This window comes from Arthrobacter sp. Soil_C_60 (assembly GCF_057656375.1).
Window position 1 is genome coordinate 295,701 of record NZ_JBDGKM010000001.1, and the last position, 16,876, is coordinate 312,576.

General features: G+C 67.0%; 15 protein-coding genes. 10 read left to right on the top strand and 5 right to left on the bottom strand.

Going from position 1 to position 16,876, the window contains the following annotated elements; all coding sequences use genetic code 11:
• The first annotated feature begins 86 nt into the window (after positions 1–86).
• Complete coding sequence (locus AC3A4M_RS01505) at positions 87–257, top strand: S26 family signal peptidase (protein ID WP_498733416.1); 171 nt, start codon at positions 87–89, stop codon at positions 255–257.
• Here the strand turns inward: AC3A4M_RS01505 and AC3A4M_RS01510 are convergent.
• The gene (locus tag AC3A4M_RS01510) at positions 243–911 is read right to left on the bottom strand and encodes a response regulator transcription factor (protein WP_498733418.1); all 669 of its coding nucleotides are present in this window, start codon (positions 909–911) and stop codon (positions 243–245) included. The genes AC3A4M_RS01505 and AC3A4M_RS01510 overlap by 15 nt on opposite strands.
• Positions 908–2,083, bottom strand: coding sequence for a sensor histidine kinase (locus tag AC3A4M_RS01515; RefSeq protein ID WP_498733420.1), 1,176 nt, complete (start codon positions 2,081–2,083; stop codon positions 908–910). Before AC3A4M_RS01515 ends, AC3A4M_RS01510 begins: the two co-directional genes overlap by 4 nt.
• Positions 2,084–2,237: 154 nt before the next feature.
• Between AC3A4M_RS01515 and AC3A4M_RS01520 the strand changes: the two genes are divergently transcribed.
• Genes AC3A4M_RS01520 through AC3A4M_RS01530 form a run of 3 tightly spaced genes read left to right on the top strand, consistent with a single transcriptional unit; the run spans position 2,238 to position 5,351 of the window.
• Complete coding sequence (locus AC3A4M_RS01520) at positions 2,238–2,654, top strand: hypothetical protein (protein ID WP_498733422.1); 417 nt, start codon at positions 2,238–2,240, stop codon at positions 2,652–2,654.
• Positions 2,651–4,153 (top strand): multicopper oxidase family protein, encoded by a 1,503-nt coding sequence (locus tag AC3A4M_RS01525; protein ID WP_498733424.1) that lies wholly within the window; start codon positions 2,651–2,653, stop codon positions 4,151–4,153. Before AC3A4M_RS01520 ends, AC3A4M_RS01525 begins: the two co-directional genes overlap by 4 nt.
• Positions 4,154–4,196: 43 nt before the next feature.
• Positions 4,197–5,351, top strand: coding sequence for a DUF6226 family protein (locus AC3A4M_RS01530; RefSeq protein WP_498733426.1), 1,155 nt, complete (start codon positions 4,197–4,199; stop codon positions 5,349–5,351).
• Positions 5,352–5,365: 14 nt separating this feature from the next.
• On the opposite strand, the gene AC3A4M_RS01535 is transcribed toward AC3A4M_RS01530, so the two are convergent.
• A complete protein-coding gene (locus tag AC3A4M_RS01535; RefSeq protein ID WP_498733428.1) occupies positions 5,366–7,042 on the bottom strand; it encodes a glycoside hydrolase family 10-like protein in 1,677 nt (558 codons plus the stop codon).
• A 102-nt stretch (positions 7,043–7,144) separates the two neighbouring features.
• Between AC3A4M_RS01535 and AC3A4M_RS01540 the strand changes: the two genes are divergently transcribed.
• Both AC3A4M_RS01540 and AC3A4M_RS01545 read left to right on the top strand, forming a co-directional pair.
• Entirely contained in the window at positions 7,145–7,528 is a 384-nt protein-coding gene (locus tag AC3A4M_RS01540; protein WP_498733430.1) for a VOC family protein, read from the top strand.
• Positions 7,529–7,560: 32 nt separating this feature from the next.
• Complete coding sequence (locus tag AC3A4M_RS01545; protein ID WP_498733432.1) at positions 7,561–7,788, top strand: hypothetical protein; 228 nt, start codon at positions 7,561–7,563, stop codon at positions 7,786–7,788.
• 18 nt (positions 7,789–7,806) lie between these two features.
• Here the strand turns inward: AC3A4M_RS01545 and AC3A4M_RS01550 are convergent, their stop codons facing one another.
• Entirely contained in the window at positions 7,807–8,172 is a 366-nt protein-coding gene (locus AC3A4M_RS01550) for a TfoX/Sxy family protein (protein WP_498733434.1), read from the bottom strand.
• A 148-nt stretch (positions 8,173–8,320) separates the two neighbouring features.
• Between AC3A4M_RS01550 and glgX the strand changes: the two genes are divergently transcribed.
• The 4 genes from glgX to AC3A4M_RS01570 are packed head-to-tail and all read left to right on the top strand — an operon-like array spanning position 8,321 to position 16,161.
• Positions 8,321–10,510 carry a glycogen debranching protein GlgX gene (gene glgX / locus AC3A4M_RS01555; protein WP_498733436.1) on the top strand — a complete coding sequence of 730 codons (2,190 nt, stop codon included), beginning with the start codon at positions 8,321–8,323 and terminating at the stop codon, positions 10,508–10,510.
• Positions 10,507–12,810, top strand: a complete 2,304-nt coding sequence (gene treY, locus AC3A4M_RS01560; protein WP_498733438.1) for a malto-oligosyltrehalose synthase — start codon at positions 10,507–10,509, stop codon at positions 12,808–12,810. The genes glgX and treY overlap by 4 nt, the downstream gene beginning before the upstream one ends.
• Positions 12,807–14,567, top strand: a complete 1,761-nt coding sequence (gene treZ, locus AC3A4M_RS01565; RefSeq protein WP_498733440.1) for a malto-oligosyltrehalose trehalohydrolase — start codon at positions 12,807–12,809, stop codon at positions 14,565–14,567. The genes treY and treZ overlap by 4 nt, the downstream gene beginning before the upstream one ends.
• 4 nt (positions 14,568–14,571) lie before the next feature.
• Positions 14,572–16,161, top strand: a complete 1,590-nt coding sequence (locus AC3A4M_RS01570) for a bifunctional ADP-dependent NAD(P)H-hydrate dehydratase/NAD(P)H-hydrate epimerase (RefSeq protein WP_498733441.1) — start codon at positions 14,572–14,574, stop codon at positions 16,159–16,161.
• Between the two features lie 43 nt (positions 16,162–16,204).
• Here AC3A4M_RS01570 and AC3A4M_RS01575 read toward each other — a convergent pair whose 3' ends face one another.
• On the bottom strand, positions 16,205–16,876 hold the full coding sequence (locus tag AC3A4M_RS01575) for a helix-turn-helix transcriptional regulator (protein ID WP_498733443.1): 672 nt from the start codon (positions 16,874–16,876) through the stop codon (positions 16,205–16,207).

The window sequence follows — 16,876 nt, forward strand, 5'->3', positions numbered from 1 at the left end:
CGTCCGGCAGCGGCAGAGGTTAGCCCGTTGCAAGGCGTTGAAGGCGGCCTGGCAACGGGATAAGCCGCTCAATCCTCTGTTGGTACGTGTGTGTAACGGGGGCCGCGGTCATAGGGTTATTGGAATCGGGGTCGCCTAATTTCCACGTCATCCTGATGGGAGACAACAGGCTTGAGTCCGTGGACTCCCGGCAGTTCGGGGCGGTCGACGCCGCGCAAGTGGACGCGACGGTTCTCCTGGTCTTACCTTTCGGCTGACCCCGGCGAGACCAGACCTGTTTCGTAAGCGAGGACTACCAGCTGTGCACGGTCGCGGGCATGCAGCTTCGCCAGCAAACGGCTTACATAGGTGCGGGCGGTCGCGGGGCTGATAAACAGCTTCTGCGCCAGTTCGTCGTTGGACAGGCCGCGGCCGATCTGGGCGAGGACTTCGCGCTCGCGATCCGTCAGGTTCTGCAGGGGCCGGTTATCGACCTTCAGCGCAGCACCGCTGGCCAGGGACTGCATAACCTTGCGGGTGATCGAGGGCGAGAGCAGAGACTCACCCTCGGCCACGACACGGATAGCGCGGCGGAGTTCGGTGGGCGAGATGTCCTTGAGCAGGTATCCGGCGGCGCCGATCCGGATGGCATCGAAAACGTTCTCGTCCTCGTCGAAGGTGGTCAGGATCAGGACGCGCACGCCGGCCAGGGACTTGTCGGCGATGATCTTCGACGTCGCTTCCAGACCGTCCATGACGGGCATCCGGATGTCCATGAGCACAACGTCGGGCTTGTGCCGGCGGACGGCGTCCAGTCCGGTCTTGCCGTTGTCGGCCTCCGCCACGGCCTCGATGTCGCCGTCGCGCTCGGCGAGAGTGCGCAGTCCTGTGCGCACCAGTTCCTGGTCGTCGACCAGCACTATCCGGATCATGGTTCCAGTCTCGCGGGTAATTGCGCGCGGACCACAAATCCTGCCGAGGTCTTCTCCGCACTGAGGTAGCCGCCGAGCTGGGTGGCACGCTCCCGCATGCCGATCAGCCCGTGGCCGGTATGGTCAGCGGTTACCCCGGCCTCCGCCGTCGCGGACCCATGGCCGTTGTCTACTATTTGGAGCCGAAGTACTCCGTATTCCACACCGGCCGTGACCTTCACGCTGGAGGCATTGGCGTGCCGGATCACGTTGGTCAGCGACTCCTGGAGGATGCGGTAGGCCGCCGCCTCGATAGTGCCGGACAGCTCGCCGGGAGCCACCGTGACGGCGGCATCCACCTCAAGCCCTGTTTCTCGCGCCGAGCCAAAGAGTTGCTCCACACCGTCGAGGCCCACCGCGGTGCGGCCGTTGCCGGACTCCGGGGAGCGCAGCAGCTTGACCGTAGAGCGCAGCTCTTTCATCGTCTCCGAAGTAGCCGTGCGGATCTGTTCGATGGCGCGGGTGGCGGCGCCGTCGTCGTTCCCTATTGCTTCTGCGGCTACGTTGCTGTGGACCGAGATGACGGACATGGTGTGACCGATGACGTCATGCAGGTCCCGGGCCATGCGCATTCGTTCGTCGTGGATGCGCTGCTCGGCTTCGCGCGCGTGCTGGGCGGCGGTGAGCAGGTTCAGACGCGATTGCTGGGCGCGGGACTCGCGGCGCATCCGCACCGTCACGCCGAGGGCGATCGCCGCGGCGATGAGGGCAATGTTGGTGATGAGTTCGTAGCTGACCAGGTACGCAGTGGGCTGGCCTTCCTTGATGCGGAAGTAGGCGGAGACGGCGATCAGGACTGCGCCGGCGCCGGCGGCCCAGCGCGTGTGGTTTGCCTCGGCGGCGGAATAGGCGGCGGCCACGGCAGGCAGCGAGATGCCGATGGGCGGGTAACCGAGCGCGTAATAGGCGAAGATGCCGAAAATGGTCACCGCCAGAACTGTCCGCGGGAAGCGCCGCCGGGCCAGCATCAGCAGGCCGAAGCAGAGCGCGAACAGATACGCCGCCGGCTGGGCCTGCCCCGTGCCTTCCAGATCCGCGGCGATGACCACCGAGACTGCCAGCGCCATGCCGACCGCCAGCAGGGCATCGACCAGCCGGGGATGGGCCTCTTCGGTCCTGGCAGGTTTGTCCATGCTTGCCATCGTAGGAGCCTTGCCGCCGGGGCGCGTCCGCCTGCGGCTGTATTCCATTGTCGCTTTTCAACGACACCCCGGCACACAACTGACTACCGCAAGTGACGGCAGGAGGCCGATGTGGCCGGCCCGCCCACTTCCTAGCGTTGAAGTCATGGAACAAACACATAAATCTTCGCTGCACTGGCCGCTGATTCTGGGGCTTGGCGCCCTGGGCCTCATCCATCCCCTCACCCACCTGACCGGTGTTGCCGAGGCGCTTGGCGTGCGGGCCGTGGCCCCGGTCCTGATCCTCGCGACCGCGCTGGCCTGGATCCTGATTGTCGGACTGGGCAACGTCGGCCGCCCTGTCCTGACGCTCGTGCTGGCCGGCGTGGCCTACGCGGTCTACCTGGTGGTCATCAGCGCCCTCCTGACGCCGATCCTGACCGGCGAGCTGCAGGGGCCGCTGACGATGCCGTTCGTCCTCCTGCCGCTGGTACTGACCAACGCGTTCTACGGGCTGGTCGCCGGCCTGTTGGCGTGGGGCGTGCAGGAGTTGCGGCGAGGCCGGGTTGGAGTGGCCCGATGAAAAAGCGCGTTCCCAAACTCCTGGCGCTCGGCGCTGCGGTAATGCTGGCGCTCGCCGGCTGCGGGTCAATTTCGGAAGTGACCATGCCGGCGGACTTCGACCAGCCGCTGCACATCCCGCCGTTGGCCGAATCCAGGATTGACGACGACGGCACCAGGGTTTTCGACCTGACGGCCCGGTCCGGCACTACCGACTTCTCCACTGGAGCTTCCCCCACCGCTTCCGCCACCGAAACCATGGGCTTCAACGGCAGCTTCCTCGGCCCCACGCTCCGGGCCAAGCGCGGCGAGAAGGTCGCCGTGAACTTCTCCAACGAGCTGGACCGCACCACCAGCGTCCACTGGCACGGCATGCATCTGCCAGCGGCGATGGACGGCGGCCCGCATCAGGAGGTGGAACCGGGCGGTACCTGGCGCCCCGCATGGCGGATCGACCAGCCGGGCGCCACCCTCTGGTACCACCCGCATCCCCATGGCGAGACCGAGGACCAGGTGTACCGCGGCCTCGCCGGCATGTTCATCCTCGACGACGCAGACACCGCCGCTTCCGGCCTGCCCTCGGAGTACGGCGCGGACGACATCCCGGTGATTGTGCAGGACAAGCAGTTCACCGAGGACGGCCAGCTGACCCTGCAGAACGATGGCAACGAGATCGGCCTGCTAGGCAGCACGGTCATGGTCAACGGGACCATCGGCGCGCACCACACCGTGACCACCGAGAAGATTCGGCTCCGGCTGCTCAACAGCTCCACCGCGCGGATCTACAACTTCGGTTTCGAGGACGCCCGGCCGTTCCAGCTGGTGGCTACCGACGGCGGGCTGCTGCGCTCGCCGCTGTTGCAGCGCAACATCCAGCTCTCGCCGGGGGAGCGCGCCGAGATTGTGGTGGATATGGAACCGGGAAGCACGGCGATGCTGCGCTCCTCGGAGCCTGACCTTGGTGCCGTGGCCGCGCCGTTCGCCTTCGGTGCCAACGATTCCTTCGACGTCCTGGAGTTGCGCGCCGCCGGCGAGTTGGCGCCGTCGTCCGCTGTTTCCCCGACCCTGAGCGAATTCGGGATCGACGAATTCGACGCCTCCGTGACCCGCACTTTCGAACTCGAGGGACGCAAGATCAACGGCCGGACCATGGACATGGGCCGGATCGACGAGACCGTCACCGTCGGCGCCACCGAGGTGTGGGAGGTGCGCAACAAGAACCTGTTCCCGCACAATTTCCACATCCACGACTTGCAGTTCCAGATCCTGAGCATCGACGGCGACGCCCCGCCCGCCCGCCTGGCCGGCCGGAAGGACACGGTGTACCTGTCGCCGCAGAAGACCTACCGGCTGATCATGACCTTCGAGGACTACGCGGATCCGCAGCTGCCGTACATGTTCCACTGCCACCTGCTGCTGCACGAAGACGAGGGCATGATGGGCCAGTTCGTTGTGGTCGAGCCGGGCTACTCCGCCGGTTCAGTTCCAACCAACGACGGCGGTGCTCACCACGCGCACTAGCCCCACCACTGCGGCAGCGGAAGCTACCGGCTAGGATCTGGTCATGGGAGACGAGGATGTTTTCGAGGGACCTGCGGTAGAACTGCCTGAACCGATGCAGCGCTCGCGGGCGCTTTACCGGCCGGAGTCCGAAGTCCAGCGGCCGGTCCGGCACGCGCGTGGGTACGCGCCGTTCCTCGCCTTCTGCAAGGAACAGGACGTGGGCGCAGGGCAGCTGGCATCCGATCCGGCCCGGCTCGTGAAGTTCCTGCACTCATCCGGCGCCCGGATTGCCGCTGACAGCGCGCTCGAAGCCGCGGCGGGAGTGTTCGCCGGAAACGTGCTGGCCAGCCTGAGGCCGGACGCCCAGTGGCGGACTTTCGAGGGCAGTTCACCCACCGTCGGAAACGATGACCTGCAGTTCGAGATCGAGGGCCTGCCCGCCCGGATCCGCGATGCCGATGCCGAGTGGCTGCAGGGCTTCATCTCCGTCATCCAGGAGTGGGAAAGCGAAGAGGCAGAAAACCTGCCCGCCATGCAGCTGCGGCCGGCGCAGCCGGCGCCAGGCCAACCTCCGTATAGCCGGCCGGCTCTGCCTGTGCAGGAGTTCAGCTCGCCGGACGGGCCGCCCATTCCGTACGGGAGCAGGTGGGGCGAGGACGGCCCGCCGCCGGAGGCCTACAGCCTGGACAGCAATACCGAGCGCTTCGCCGGACTGCACACCGTGGCCCGCGCGCTGATCGAGCACCTTGGCGAGGTATACGACGTCGATGTGGATCCTGCCCCTGAGCACGTGCCGGATCTGCTGGTGCACTCCGATGAGGTGCGGGAAGCGGTCCGTCTTCGTCCCCGCGACCCTGGCGCCGCGGTCCTGACTATCGGGTTTACCAGTTACCCCGGCGTGGTGGTGCACGCCGGACTGCTGCACGAGTTCATTTTCCCGTCCTGCGGCTGCGACGCCTGCGACGAAACTGCCGAATCAGAGGCCGACCGGCTGGAGCGGCTGGTGCTTGCGGTCGCCGCCGGCGGCTACGGCGAGCGGTATCCGGTGGGCCAGCGCGGGTGGAGCGAATATGCGTTGACGGCGGCGGACGGCTCCTGGGAGGAAGGCGGCAGGGGCGAGCCCGATGCCGTCGCCGGGATCCGGCTCCGCGAGGCTGAGCTGAAGCTGCAGGAAGTGCCGGAGGGCTGGCGTCCCTGGCCGTTGCGGACCAGCTGACCCTCAGGTTCCTCTCAGGCGCGGATAAAGATTGCCGAAGCGGCGACGGATTCGACCATCAGGTCGCTGAGTCCGACGACGACGTACCAGTACGTGCGTCCCCGCACCGCTCCGGTATCCACGAATTTCTCGGGGTTGCCGCGGCGGCGGTGGACGCGGCGCAGGGCCCCGGCCTGCGAGGGGATGAAGGCCGCGGAATCCGCCTTGGCTTCCCAGCGGTAGATGGCGTAATGCCGCGGCAGGGTCCCGCTGTTGGAGCCGCGCCAGATGAGCTCGACGCCGGAGCCGTTCCAGCGCGCACTGCTGATCACGGGGGTGTAGGGACGCTGGGCGCCCAGATGGGACATGACCGGCGTCATGGCCACCCGCTTGTAGTACTTGTCCTTCACCAGGGTGATGCTGCCCAGCTTGTTGGCCCGCACGGACTTGGCCGAGAAGTAGACCTGGCCGCTGACCCGCGCCGTCGCCCGGCACTTGGCGGTGTGGTTGTACAGCTCCCGCCGGTCCTGCCAGTCGGCGCCCTGGGCAGGGTCGCCGACCTTGTAGGCGGCCTCGCCGATGTAGAGCTTGCAGCTGGTGCCGCTGACCTGGGCCGACCACCAATTGACCAGCGTGTTGTAGTCCGCGGCCGGATTGCCTTGGTGCCAGTAGAGCTGCGGCACTACATAGTCCAGCCAGCCCTGCTTCACCCAGAGCCGCGAGTCGGCGAAGATGCCGTCGTAGCTCTGGAACCCGGAGGTCGCGGAGCCGCGGCTGTCCGTCGACTGGTTGCGCCAGATGCCGAACGGGCTGATGCCGAACAGCATCCGCGGTTTGGTGGCGGCGATCCTGGCGCTCAGGTCGCGGACAAAGACGTTCACGCTGCGCCGCCGGAAGTTCGCCAGGCTCTCACCGGGCAGCCGGTAGGCGTTGTAGGCGGCCGAGTCCGGAATGCTTTGGCCGGTGACCGGATAGGGATAGAAGTAGTCGTCCAGATGCACGCCGTCGACGTCGTACTTCGCCACGACTTCCGCAATCACCTTGATGATGAAGCTGCGTACTGCGGGAATGCCGGGGTTGTAGTAGCGGCGGCTGCCATAGGCGAAGGTCCAGCTGGGGTTCTTCCGCGCGGGGTGCCAGGAGATCAGATCGGCCAGGTTTGGGGTCATGCCGGCTCGGAACGGGTTGAACCACGCGTGTAGGTGCAGGTTCCGGGCGTGGGCCTGGCTGACCGCGTAGGCCAGCGGATCGTAGCCGGGGTTCCTCCCTTGGGTGCCGGTCAGGTAGCGGGACCACGGTTCGCCGACCTTGGACGGCCAGAAGACGTCGCCGGCCGGGCGGACCTGCAGCAGCACGGCATTCAGGTTCCGGCTGCGGGCCAGGTCCAGCCAGCCGCGGAGCTCGGCCTGCTGGACGGCCGCGGTCAGACCGGAACGGGACGGCCAGTCGATATTGACCACGCTGGAGAGCCAGAAGCCGCGGAACTCGTGCTTCGGCGCGTCCGTGACCCGCGCGCGCTCCCGCGTGGTGATGCGGTAGACCCTGTTGAGGACGGCCGCGGCGAGGCTGACCTCGAGCGGCCGTGGTCCTGCCGCCGTCACCGCCCTGGAGAGGCTGCCGCCGAGCAGGCCTGCGGCGCCAAGCACGGTTAAGGCCGCCGCAGTGTTGAACTGCCGCCGCGAAAATGTTGTCCCCAAATCGCTGCCAGTCATGGCCAGCTCACCTCGATAAAGAATGCTGCTAGCTCAACGATACGCTTGCGATCATCACCGCAACAGGGGAGTGTTGAAGACGTGTTCGAAGGAGAATAAGCCATGACAGCACCGAATGAATACGCCAGTGTCCGGTACCTCGTCGATGACGTTCAGGCCGCCGTCGACTTCTACACCGCGCACCTCGGCTTCACCGTCAACATGCAAGCACCGGCCTTTGCGGACGTGGTCCGCGGCCCGCTGCGGCTGCTGCTCTCCGGACCCGCGAGCTCCGGTGCCCGCGCCACCCCGGCGGATTACACCGCTCCCGGAGGCAACCGCATTCACCTGATTTTTGAGGACCTCGACGCCGAGATCGAGCGGCTGCGCAATGCCGGCCTCTCGTTTCGCACCGAAGTGGTGGCCGGACCTGGCGGGCGCCAAATCCTGCTCGCCGACCCCGCGGGAAACCTGATCGAACTGTTCGAATCCGCCCAGCGGCCCTGACCTGAGCAAACGACTATCGAAAGGCACGCCTCATGACGACCAAGATTTCCAAGGGCATCGCCACGCTGCTGGCGCTGTGCGCACTGCTCCTGACCGGCTGCGACAACCCCAGCGAGGACGAAGGGAACAACCAGGACGTCCAGCAGGAACAGAACGAGAACAACGGCGAGGAGCAAGAGAACGACGGCGGCGGTGAAGAAGGCGGCAACGAACAGGGCGGCGAAGGCGGCGGCCAAGAAGGCGGCGAAGCCGACGACTAGCCGATAGCTTCCCGAACGTCACCCGGGCCGGAGACTTTTCACGTAGGCGTAGGCTTCATCGACAGCACGGGACCAGCGTTGCCCGGTTTCCTCCGGATCGTCGGAGACTGCAGGGTAGGCCACCCATTCCTTCATGGTCCGCGTTCCCATGGTGACCGGCTCTGCTTCGCCGGCGGCAACGGCCGCTTCCGCCCGGTGCCGCGGGATCTTCACGATCAGCCGGTCGCTGCCGCCCAGGAACGCGAAGATCTTCCCGCCCACTTTCATGCCGGGGCTGCGGAACATGGTGCCGCGTTCGACCAGAGGATCCTCGGAAAACCGCACCGCCAGCGTATCCAGGAGGGCAAGCGAAGCCTCGTGGCTTGGCCGGTGCCGGTCCGTCATAATCCGGTCCTTCCTTCCTGCATCGGTGGGATTAGAGCGTCAGCCGCTTCCCGCCGTCGTAATTCGTCCGATGTTTCCGAATCATCATCAAACTGTCTTTCGCATACTGTATGAAAGATACAAGAGCGTCTAGCGTCAGGAGCAGTACATGGAAGTTTGGCCCGGAGAAGCCTATCCGCTGGGTGCCACTTACGATGGCAACGGAACCAATTTTGCCCTCTTCAGCGAGGCAGCTGAGCGTGTTTACCTTTGCCTGTTCGACGAGGACGGCGAAGAAACCCGGGTTGAGCTCAAGGATGTAGACGGCTACGTCTGGCACTGCTACTTGCCGCAGATCCTGCCCGGCCAGAAGTACGGTTTCCGCGTGGACGGACCCTATGACCCCGCGAACGGGCAGCGCTGCAACGTCAACAAGCTGCTGCTGGACCCGTACGCCAAGGCCGTGCACGGGGAGATCGACTGGGACCAGTCGCTGTTCGGTTACAACTTCGGCGATGAGAACTCGCGCAACGACGAGGACTCGGCCGAGCACATGATGATGGGCGTGGTGGTCAGCCCGTTCTTCGACTGGGACGGGGACCGCAAGCCGCGCATTCCCTACCACCGCTCGGTCATCTACGAGGCGCATGTGAAGGGCCTGACGCAGCTGCACCCGGACATCCCCGAGGAGCAGCGCGGCACTTACGCCGCCATCGCGCATCCGTCGGTGATCGCGCACCTGCAGAAGCTCGGCGTCACCGCGATCGAGCTGATGCCGGTGCACCAGTTCGTCAACGACAGCACGTTGCAGGAGAAGGGCCTCTCCAACTATTGGGGATACAACACCATCGGCTTCTTCGCCCCGCAGAACACCTACTGCTCCACCGGGGACGCCGGGCAGCAGGTGCAGGAGTTCAAAGCCATGGTGCGCGAGCTGCATCTGGCCGGCATCGAGGTCATCCTGGACGTGGTCTACAACCACACAGCGGAGGGCAACCACATGGGCCCCACCCTGTCCTTCCGGGGCATCGACAACTCCGCGTACTACCGCCTCATGGAAGATGAGAAGCAGTACTACATGGACTACACCGGCACCGGCAACTCGCTCAACGTGCGCCACCCGCATTCGCTGCAGCTGCTGATGGACTCGCTGCGCTACTGGGCCACGGAGATGCACGTGGACGGTTTCCGGTTCGACCTGGCCTCCACGCTGGCGCGCGAGTTCTACGACGTGGACCGCCTGTCCACCTTCTTCGAACTCTGCCAGCAGGACCCGGTGGTTTCGCAGAGCAAGCTCATTGCGGAGCCGTGGGACGTTGGCCCCGGCGGCTACCAGGTGGGCAACTTCCCGCCGCTGTGGACGGAGTGGAACGGGCTCTACCGGGACACCGTACGGGACTTCTGGCGCGGCGAGCCCTCTACTCTGGGCGAGTTCGCCTCCCGCATCACCGGTTCGGCTGACCTGTACGAGGACTCCGGCCGCCGCCCGGTGGCCTCGATCAACTTCGTCACCGCCCATGACGGCTTCACGCTGCGGGACCTGGTCTCCTACAACGAGAAGCATAATGAGGCCAACGGCGAAGACAATAACGACGGCGAATCCCACAACCGCTCGTGGAACTGCGGTGTGGAGGGGGAGACGGACGATCCGAAGGTGCAGGGCCTGCGCGCCCGGCAGCAGCGGAACTTCCTGGCCACGCTGCTGCTGAGCCAGGGTGTGCCGATGATCGCGCACGGCGACGAGCTGGGCCGCACCCAACAGGGCAACAACAACGTGTACTGCCAGGACTCCGAGCTGTCCTGGGTGGACTGGGACAAGGTGGACCAGCCGCTGCTGGAGTTCGTCGCCGCGGTGAACAAGCTGCGCACCGAGCACCCCACGTTCCGCCGCCGTCGTTTCTTCGACGGGCGGCCGGTGCGCCGGGGCGAGGGCGAGGCGCTGCCGGACATTGTCTGGCTGACCGCGGACGGCACGCTGATGGAGCCCGAGGACTGGGATGCGGCGCTGGGCCGGTGCATCGGCGTATTCCTCAACGGCCAGGGGATTCAGGGCCGGGACGAGCGCGGGCAGCGGATCACGGACGAGAACTTCCTGATCTACTTCAACGCGGACGACAACGACATGGAGTTCGTCCTGCCGCCCAAGGAGTACGCGGCCAAGTGGGACGAGGTCATTGACACCGCCGGTAAATTTGCCGACTCCAAGCCAATTGCGGCCGGAAAGAAGATGACGGTGCAGGCCAAGGCGATGGTGGTGCTGCGGGCCTACACGCCGCCGGCCGACGAGCCTGACCATTCCGTGGCGGCGTCGCTGGCGGCCATGGCCGATGCCAAGGGCAGTGGCAAGGGGGTTGCATGAAAACGCCGCTCTCCACCTACCGGCTGCAGATCCGCGAGTCCTTCAACCTGTTCGACGCCGCGCGACTGGTGCCGTACCTGCGCGAGCTCGGCGCGGACTGGGTGTACCTCTCGCCGATCCTCGCCGCCGAGCCCGGCTCGGACCACGGGTACGACGTCGTCGACTTCGCCGTGGTGGACCCGGCGCGTGGCGGTGCCGAGGGGCTGAAGGCGCTCTCCGAGGCCGCGCATGCAGCCGGGATGGGCGTGCTGGTGGACATTGTGCCCAACCACATGGGCGTGGCCACGCCGGTGAACAACCGCTGGTGGTGGTCACTGCTGGCCGAGGGGCGCGGCTCGCGGTATGCGGAGGCCTTCGACGTCGACTGGGACGCCGCGGGCGGGAAGCTCCGGCTGCCGGTCCTGGGCGACGGCGGCGCGGAACTGGACGTCTTGGAGCTGGTGGACGGCGAACTGCGCTACTACGAAAACCGGTTCCCCGTGGCCGCGGGAACGGCCGATGACGGCGCCGATGCCCGGACGGTTCATGAGCGCCAGCACTACCAGCTGGTGAACTGGCGCCGGGCGGACAGCGAGCTGAACTACCGCCGGTTCTTCGGCGTGAACTCGCTCGCCGGGGTGCGCGTGGAAGTGCCGTGGGTGTTCGAGGAATCGCACGCTGAAATCAGGCGCTGGTTCACCGAGGGCTTGGTGGACGGGCTGCGCATCGACCATCCGGACGGCCTCGCGGATCCCGGCGGCTACCTGCGCCAGCTGCACGAGCTGACCGGCGGCGCGTATGTGCTGGTGGAAAAGATCCTGGAACCGGGGGAGAGCCTGCCTGCGGGCTGGTTCTGCCACGGCACCACCGGGTACGACGCGCTCGCGGACGTGGACCGGCTGTTCGTGGACCCGGAGGGCCGGGAGCAGCTGACCGAAGTGGCCCCCGTGGAGCCCTACCGGCACATGATCCACGACACCAAGCGCGCCATCACGGACGGCATCCTGCGCTCCGAAGTGCTCCGGCTGACCCGGCTCATCCCGGCCGAGGCGGATCTGGAGCAGGAGATTGCGGCGGACGCGCTCGCCGAACTGCTGGCCTGCTTCCCGGTCTACCGCAGCTACCTGCCGCAGGGCGCAGAGTACCTTGAGGAAGCGGTGATCGCCGCGCAGGTCCGCCGCCCGGATCTGGCCGAGACGATCACCGCCCTGCAGCCGTTGCTGAATCCTGAAGGCGAGCTGACGGCGCTGGCCGTCCGCTTCCAGCAGACCTCGGGCATGGTGATGGCCAAGGGGGTGGAGGACACTGCGTTCTACCGCTACTCGCGGCTGACCTCGCTGAACGAGGTCGGCGCGGACCCCTCCATCTTCGCCATCGAGCCGTTCGACCTGCACACCAAGCTGGTCCGCCGGCAGCTGGAACAACCGCTGGCCATGACCGCGCTGAGCACGCATGACACCAAGCGCAGCGAAGACACCCGCGCCAGGATCAGCGTCCTCTCCGAGATGGCCGGCGAGTGGTCCGGAAAGTTCGCGGAGCTGGATGCGGCCGCGCCGCTGGGTGACGTGCCGTTCGCGGACCTGCTGTGGCAGGCGGCCCTGGGCGCGTGGCCTTTCAGCCGCAAGCGCGCTCACGCCTACGCGGAGAAGGCAGCGCGTGAAGCGGGTAACAGCACCTCCTGGCTAAACCCGGACGAGCAGTTCGAACAACAGCTGCACGCCGCCGTGGATGCAGCCTTCGACAACCCTGAGGTCAACCGGATCCTGAGCACCCTGGCGGAAGAGACCAAGCTGCCCGGCTGGACCAACTCGCTCTCGGCCAAGCTGGTGCAGCTGACCATGCCCGGCGTTCCGGATGTCTACCAAGGCACCGAGTTCTGGGACCATTCGCTGGTGGATCCGGACAACCGACGGCCGGTGGACTTCGATGCCCGGCACAAAGCCCTCGCCCGCCTCGGCGAGGGGACGGTTCCCGCCATCGACGAGGGTGCCCAGGTTAAGATGCTGGTGGTGGCCCGGGCTTTGCGGCTGCGCCGCGACCGTCCGGACCTGTTCACCGGCTATGAAGCGGTCAACGCCGAGGGCGCCGCCACGGAGCATGTCTTCGGTTTCGACCGCGGCGGAGCCATCACGCTAGTCACCCGATTGCCGCTGGGACTGCAGCGCGGCGGCGGATGGCGGGACACCGCCGTCGTTATTCCGGCCGGACGCTACCAGGACGTGCTCACCGGGCTGGTCTTCAGCAGCACCGGGTCGCTCCCGGTGGGTGACGTTTTCGCCGGCCTGCCCGTGGCCTTGCTGGTCAAGGAGGAAGAACAGTGAGTACCGGATTTGCCCCCGCGCGCTTTGACGTCTGGGCTCCACTGGCCAAAACCGTCGAGCTGAAGGCCGCCGGACAACTGCTGCCCATGGTTCAGGGCCAGGGCGGCTGGTGGTCGCTGGCCGACCCGGCCGCGGCGCCCGCGGGGGAGACAGATTACGGCTATCTGCTGGACGGGGAAACCACGCCGCTGCCGGATCCGCGTTCGCGCCGCCAGCCGGACGGAGTGCACGGGCTGTCCCGGACCTTCGACGCCGGCGCCCACCAGTGGACGGACGGCGGCTGGCAGTCACCGGGGCTGAACGGCGGCGTGATCTACGAGCTGCACCTGGGCACCTTCACCCCGGAGGGGACGCTGGATGCCGCCGCTGCCAAGCTGGACTACCTCGCCGGGCTCGGCATCGACTTCGTGGAACTGCTGCCGGTCAACGCGTTCAACGGCACGCACAACTGGGGCTACGACGGCGTGCACTGGTACGCCGTGCAGGAAACTTACGGCGGTCCCGCGGCGTACCAGCGGTTCGTGGACGCCGCGCACCGGCACGGCATCGGCGTGATCCAGGACGTGGTCTACAACCATCTGGGCCCCAGCGGGAACTACCTGCCGCGCTTCGGCCCGTACCTGAGCGCTGCCGGCGGCAACAGCTGGGGTGACTCGGTAAACCTGGACGGCCCGGATTCGGACGAGGTCCGCCGCTACATCCTGGACAATGTGCTGATGTGGTTCCGCGACTACCACGTGGATGGGCTGCGGCTGGATGCTGTCCACGCGCTCCATGACGAGCGCGCGGTCCACATCCTCGAGGAGTTCTCGGCCGCCACTGATGAATGTTCGCGGGAGCTGGACAAGCCGTTGTTCCTGATCGCGGAATCTGACCTGAACAACCCGCGGCTGCTGGAGTCCCGGAACGTCAACGGCTACGGGCTGACCGGGCAGTGGAGCGACGATTTCCACCATGCAGTCCATGTGAACCTCACGGGCGAAACCGCCGGCTACTACGCAGACTTCGAGGGCTTGGACGTGCTGGCGAAGGTGCTCACGGAAGGCTTTTTCCACAACGGCACGTACTCATCCTTCCGGCACCGGCACCACGGCCGACCGATCAACAAGGAACGGGTGAACGCGCGCCAGCTGGTGGTCTGCACACAGAACCATGACCAGATCGGCAACCGCGCGGCAGGGGACCGGCTGTCCTCCACACTGGGCTATGGCCGGCTGGCGATGGCTGCCGTGCTGAACCTGACGTCGCCGTTCACGCCCATGCTCTTTATGGGCGAGGAGTTCGCCGCGTCCACCCCCTGGCAGTTCTTCACCTCCCACCCGGAGCCGGAACTGGGCGAGGCCACGTCGGCCGGACGGCTCCGGGAGTTCGAACGGATGGGCTGGGACCCGGACCTCGTGCCGGACCCGCAGGCCGAATCCACGTTCACCAACTCCAAGCTGGACTGGTCCGAGCCGGAGCGCGGGGACCACGCCCGGCTGCTGGCCCTCTACAAGGACCTGATTGCGCTGCGCCGGCAGGCCCCGGAACTTACGGACCCGGATTTCGCCTCGGGCCACGTGGAATTCGACCAAGACCACGGCTGGTTCATCCTGCGCCGCGGCCGGATCAGCGTGTGCTTCAACTTCGCGGACCGGCCCTGCACCGTGGATGCGGGCAACGGCCGGCTGCTGCTGGCCACCGCGGACGAAGTGAAGCTCGACGGCGTGCTGACCCTGCCGGGCAACTCCGCCGCGATCATCCGCGGGCAGGGCTAGGAGCATGATCAGGGCCTGGACCGGTCGCCAAATCCGCGCCGCCGAGCAGCCGCTGCTCGACGCCGGCCACGGCGACCGGCTCATGGCCACCGCCGCCCACGGCCTGGCCAACGCCGTGGTCCGGGCAGTACGGGAAACCCGCGGACGTACCTACGGCGCGCGGCTGGTAGTACTGGCTGGCAGCGGCAACAACGGGGGAGACGTGCTCTTCGCCGCGGCGACGCTTGCGGGCAGGGGAATGAGTACGACGGCGGTGCTCACCTCGGTGCGCAGCCACCCGCAGGCGCTGGCCGCGTTTGAGAAAGCCGGCGGGACCGTGCTGCGGTTAGCTGCTGGCGGCGACGGTACCGGCGGGGGTGCCGATGTCTCCGCCGCTGCGGCAGCCGGTCCCTTCGTCACCCCTGCCGAGGCTGCAGCCATCTGCTCCCGTGCCGATGCGCTGATCGACGGGATTCTCGGAACCGGCGCCTCCGGCGGCCTGCGCAGCCCGGCGAAGGAACTGGTGGAGAACATCATCGCGCTGGGTGCGCCGGCACTGACCGTCGCCTGCGACCTGCCCAGCGGAGTCTCTGCCGATACCGGGGAAGTCTTCGGGCCCGTCCTGCCGGCCGATCTCACCGTGACTTTCGGCGGAGCCAAAGCCGGACTGCTCACGGATCCCGCTGCCGGGTTCGCAGGCAGAGTGTTGACCATAGACATCGGCCTCGGTCCGTATCTCCCGGTACCGGAACTTCGGCGGCTGGAACCGGCGGACCTGGCTGACTGGTGGCCGGTGCCGCAGAGAACCAGCCACAAGTACACGCGCGGCGTGCTAGGAATCGTCGCCGGGTCGGCCCAGTATCCGGGAGCCGCACTGCTGTGTACGCAGGCGGCCGCGGACACGGGCGTTGGCATGATCCGCTACCTGGGTCCGCAGGTGATCTGCCGTCTGGTCAACCTCTCAACACCGGAAGCTGTCTGCAGCCAGGGCAGCGTGGGGGAGAGCCGTGCGCAGGCCTGGCTGGTGGGGCCCGGCGCGACCGGGGACCGGGACCAGCAGGCCCGTGTCAGAGACGCACTCTCTTCCGGGCTGCCGGTAGTGGCAGACGCCGGCGCGCTGGACAACTTGCCCTCCGACCTGGGCCCGCAGGTCATCCTGACGCCGCACGCCGGCGAACTCGTCCGTATTCTCGCCGAGCAGGAGGTGGAGGTGACGCGCGAGCAGGTGGAGGCATCGCCGTCGGACTTTGCACGCCTTGCCGCCGGGCTCACCGGTGCCACCGTGCTGCTTAAGGGCGCAACCACCGTCATTTCCTCACCATCCGGTGCCCTCTTTACCCAGGACAACGCCACGCCCTGGCTGGCGACGGCAGGCTCGGGTGACACGCTCGCCGGGATCCTCGGCGCGCTCGCCGCCGCAGTCCAGCGCGACCTCCTGACCAACGCAGGCATTGCGGAGCCGGACCATTGGGCGGCTGTGGCTGCCATGGCCGCCGCTGTCCACGGGATTGCCGGAACCGAGGCCGCCGCCGGGGGACCCGTCGCCGCGTCGGACATCAGCCGGGCCGTGCCCGAAACCGTGCGGATGCTGCTGGAACTCCGTCAGGACGGCTGAAGCTCCCACCTGACGGCTGTACCTCGGGCGGAGTTGCGGGGATTCAGGCGGGATCGGGCGGCAGGATCCTGACGCAGCAGCGCCCAGGCGCAGGATCCAGCACCGCGGTGCAGCCCGCAGGTCCGGTCTTGCCGGTCACCGCCGACAGCAGATCCAGGTTCAGCCCGCAGATGGTGGCAGTGTGGCGTTGCGACAGGCGGTGGAAAGGACAGTTCTGCAGGACGATGCTGCCGTCCTCTTCCGTCTCGGGCTTGAACCCGTACTTCTCCAGGGCCTGCTCCAAGCTGTCCGCGTCCTTGCCGATGGAGTTCCCGGCCTCGGCGGCCACCCGCCGCAGGGACTCGTCCACCGGCGTTCCGGTGCGGTGCGAATTCTCAACGGCGGCTGCGAGGAGTTCGGCGGCCAAGTCATAATGGCGCTGGGGCAGGCTGACCGAGACTTCCCGGACCGCCGGGGCATACAGTTTGGTCGGCCGGCCTGACCCGGGTCCGCTGCGCCCGGTGAGCCGCCGGTAGCTGACGGTCAGCAGTTCTTCCCGCGCCAACCGGTCCAGATGGAAGGCCGCCGTGCCGCGCACCATGCCCAGGGCGCCGGCGACGTCGTCCCGGCTCACCGGCCCCTCCGCTTCGAGGATGTATTCGTAGACGCCACGCCGGGAGGAATCTGCTAAAGCGGCAACTGCGCTGACCGAATCGGACTCCGTGCGTGCTTTCAT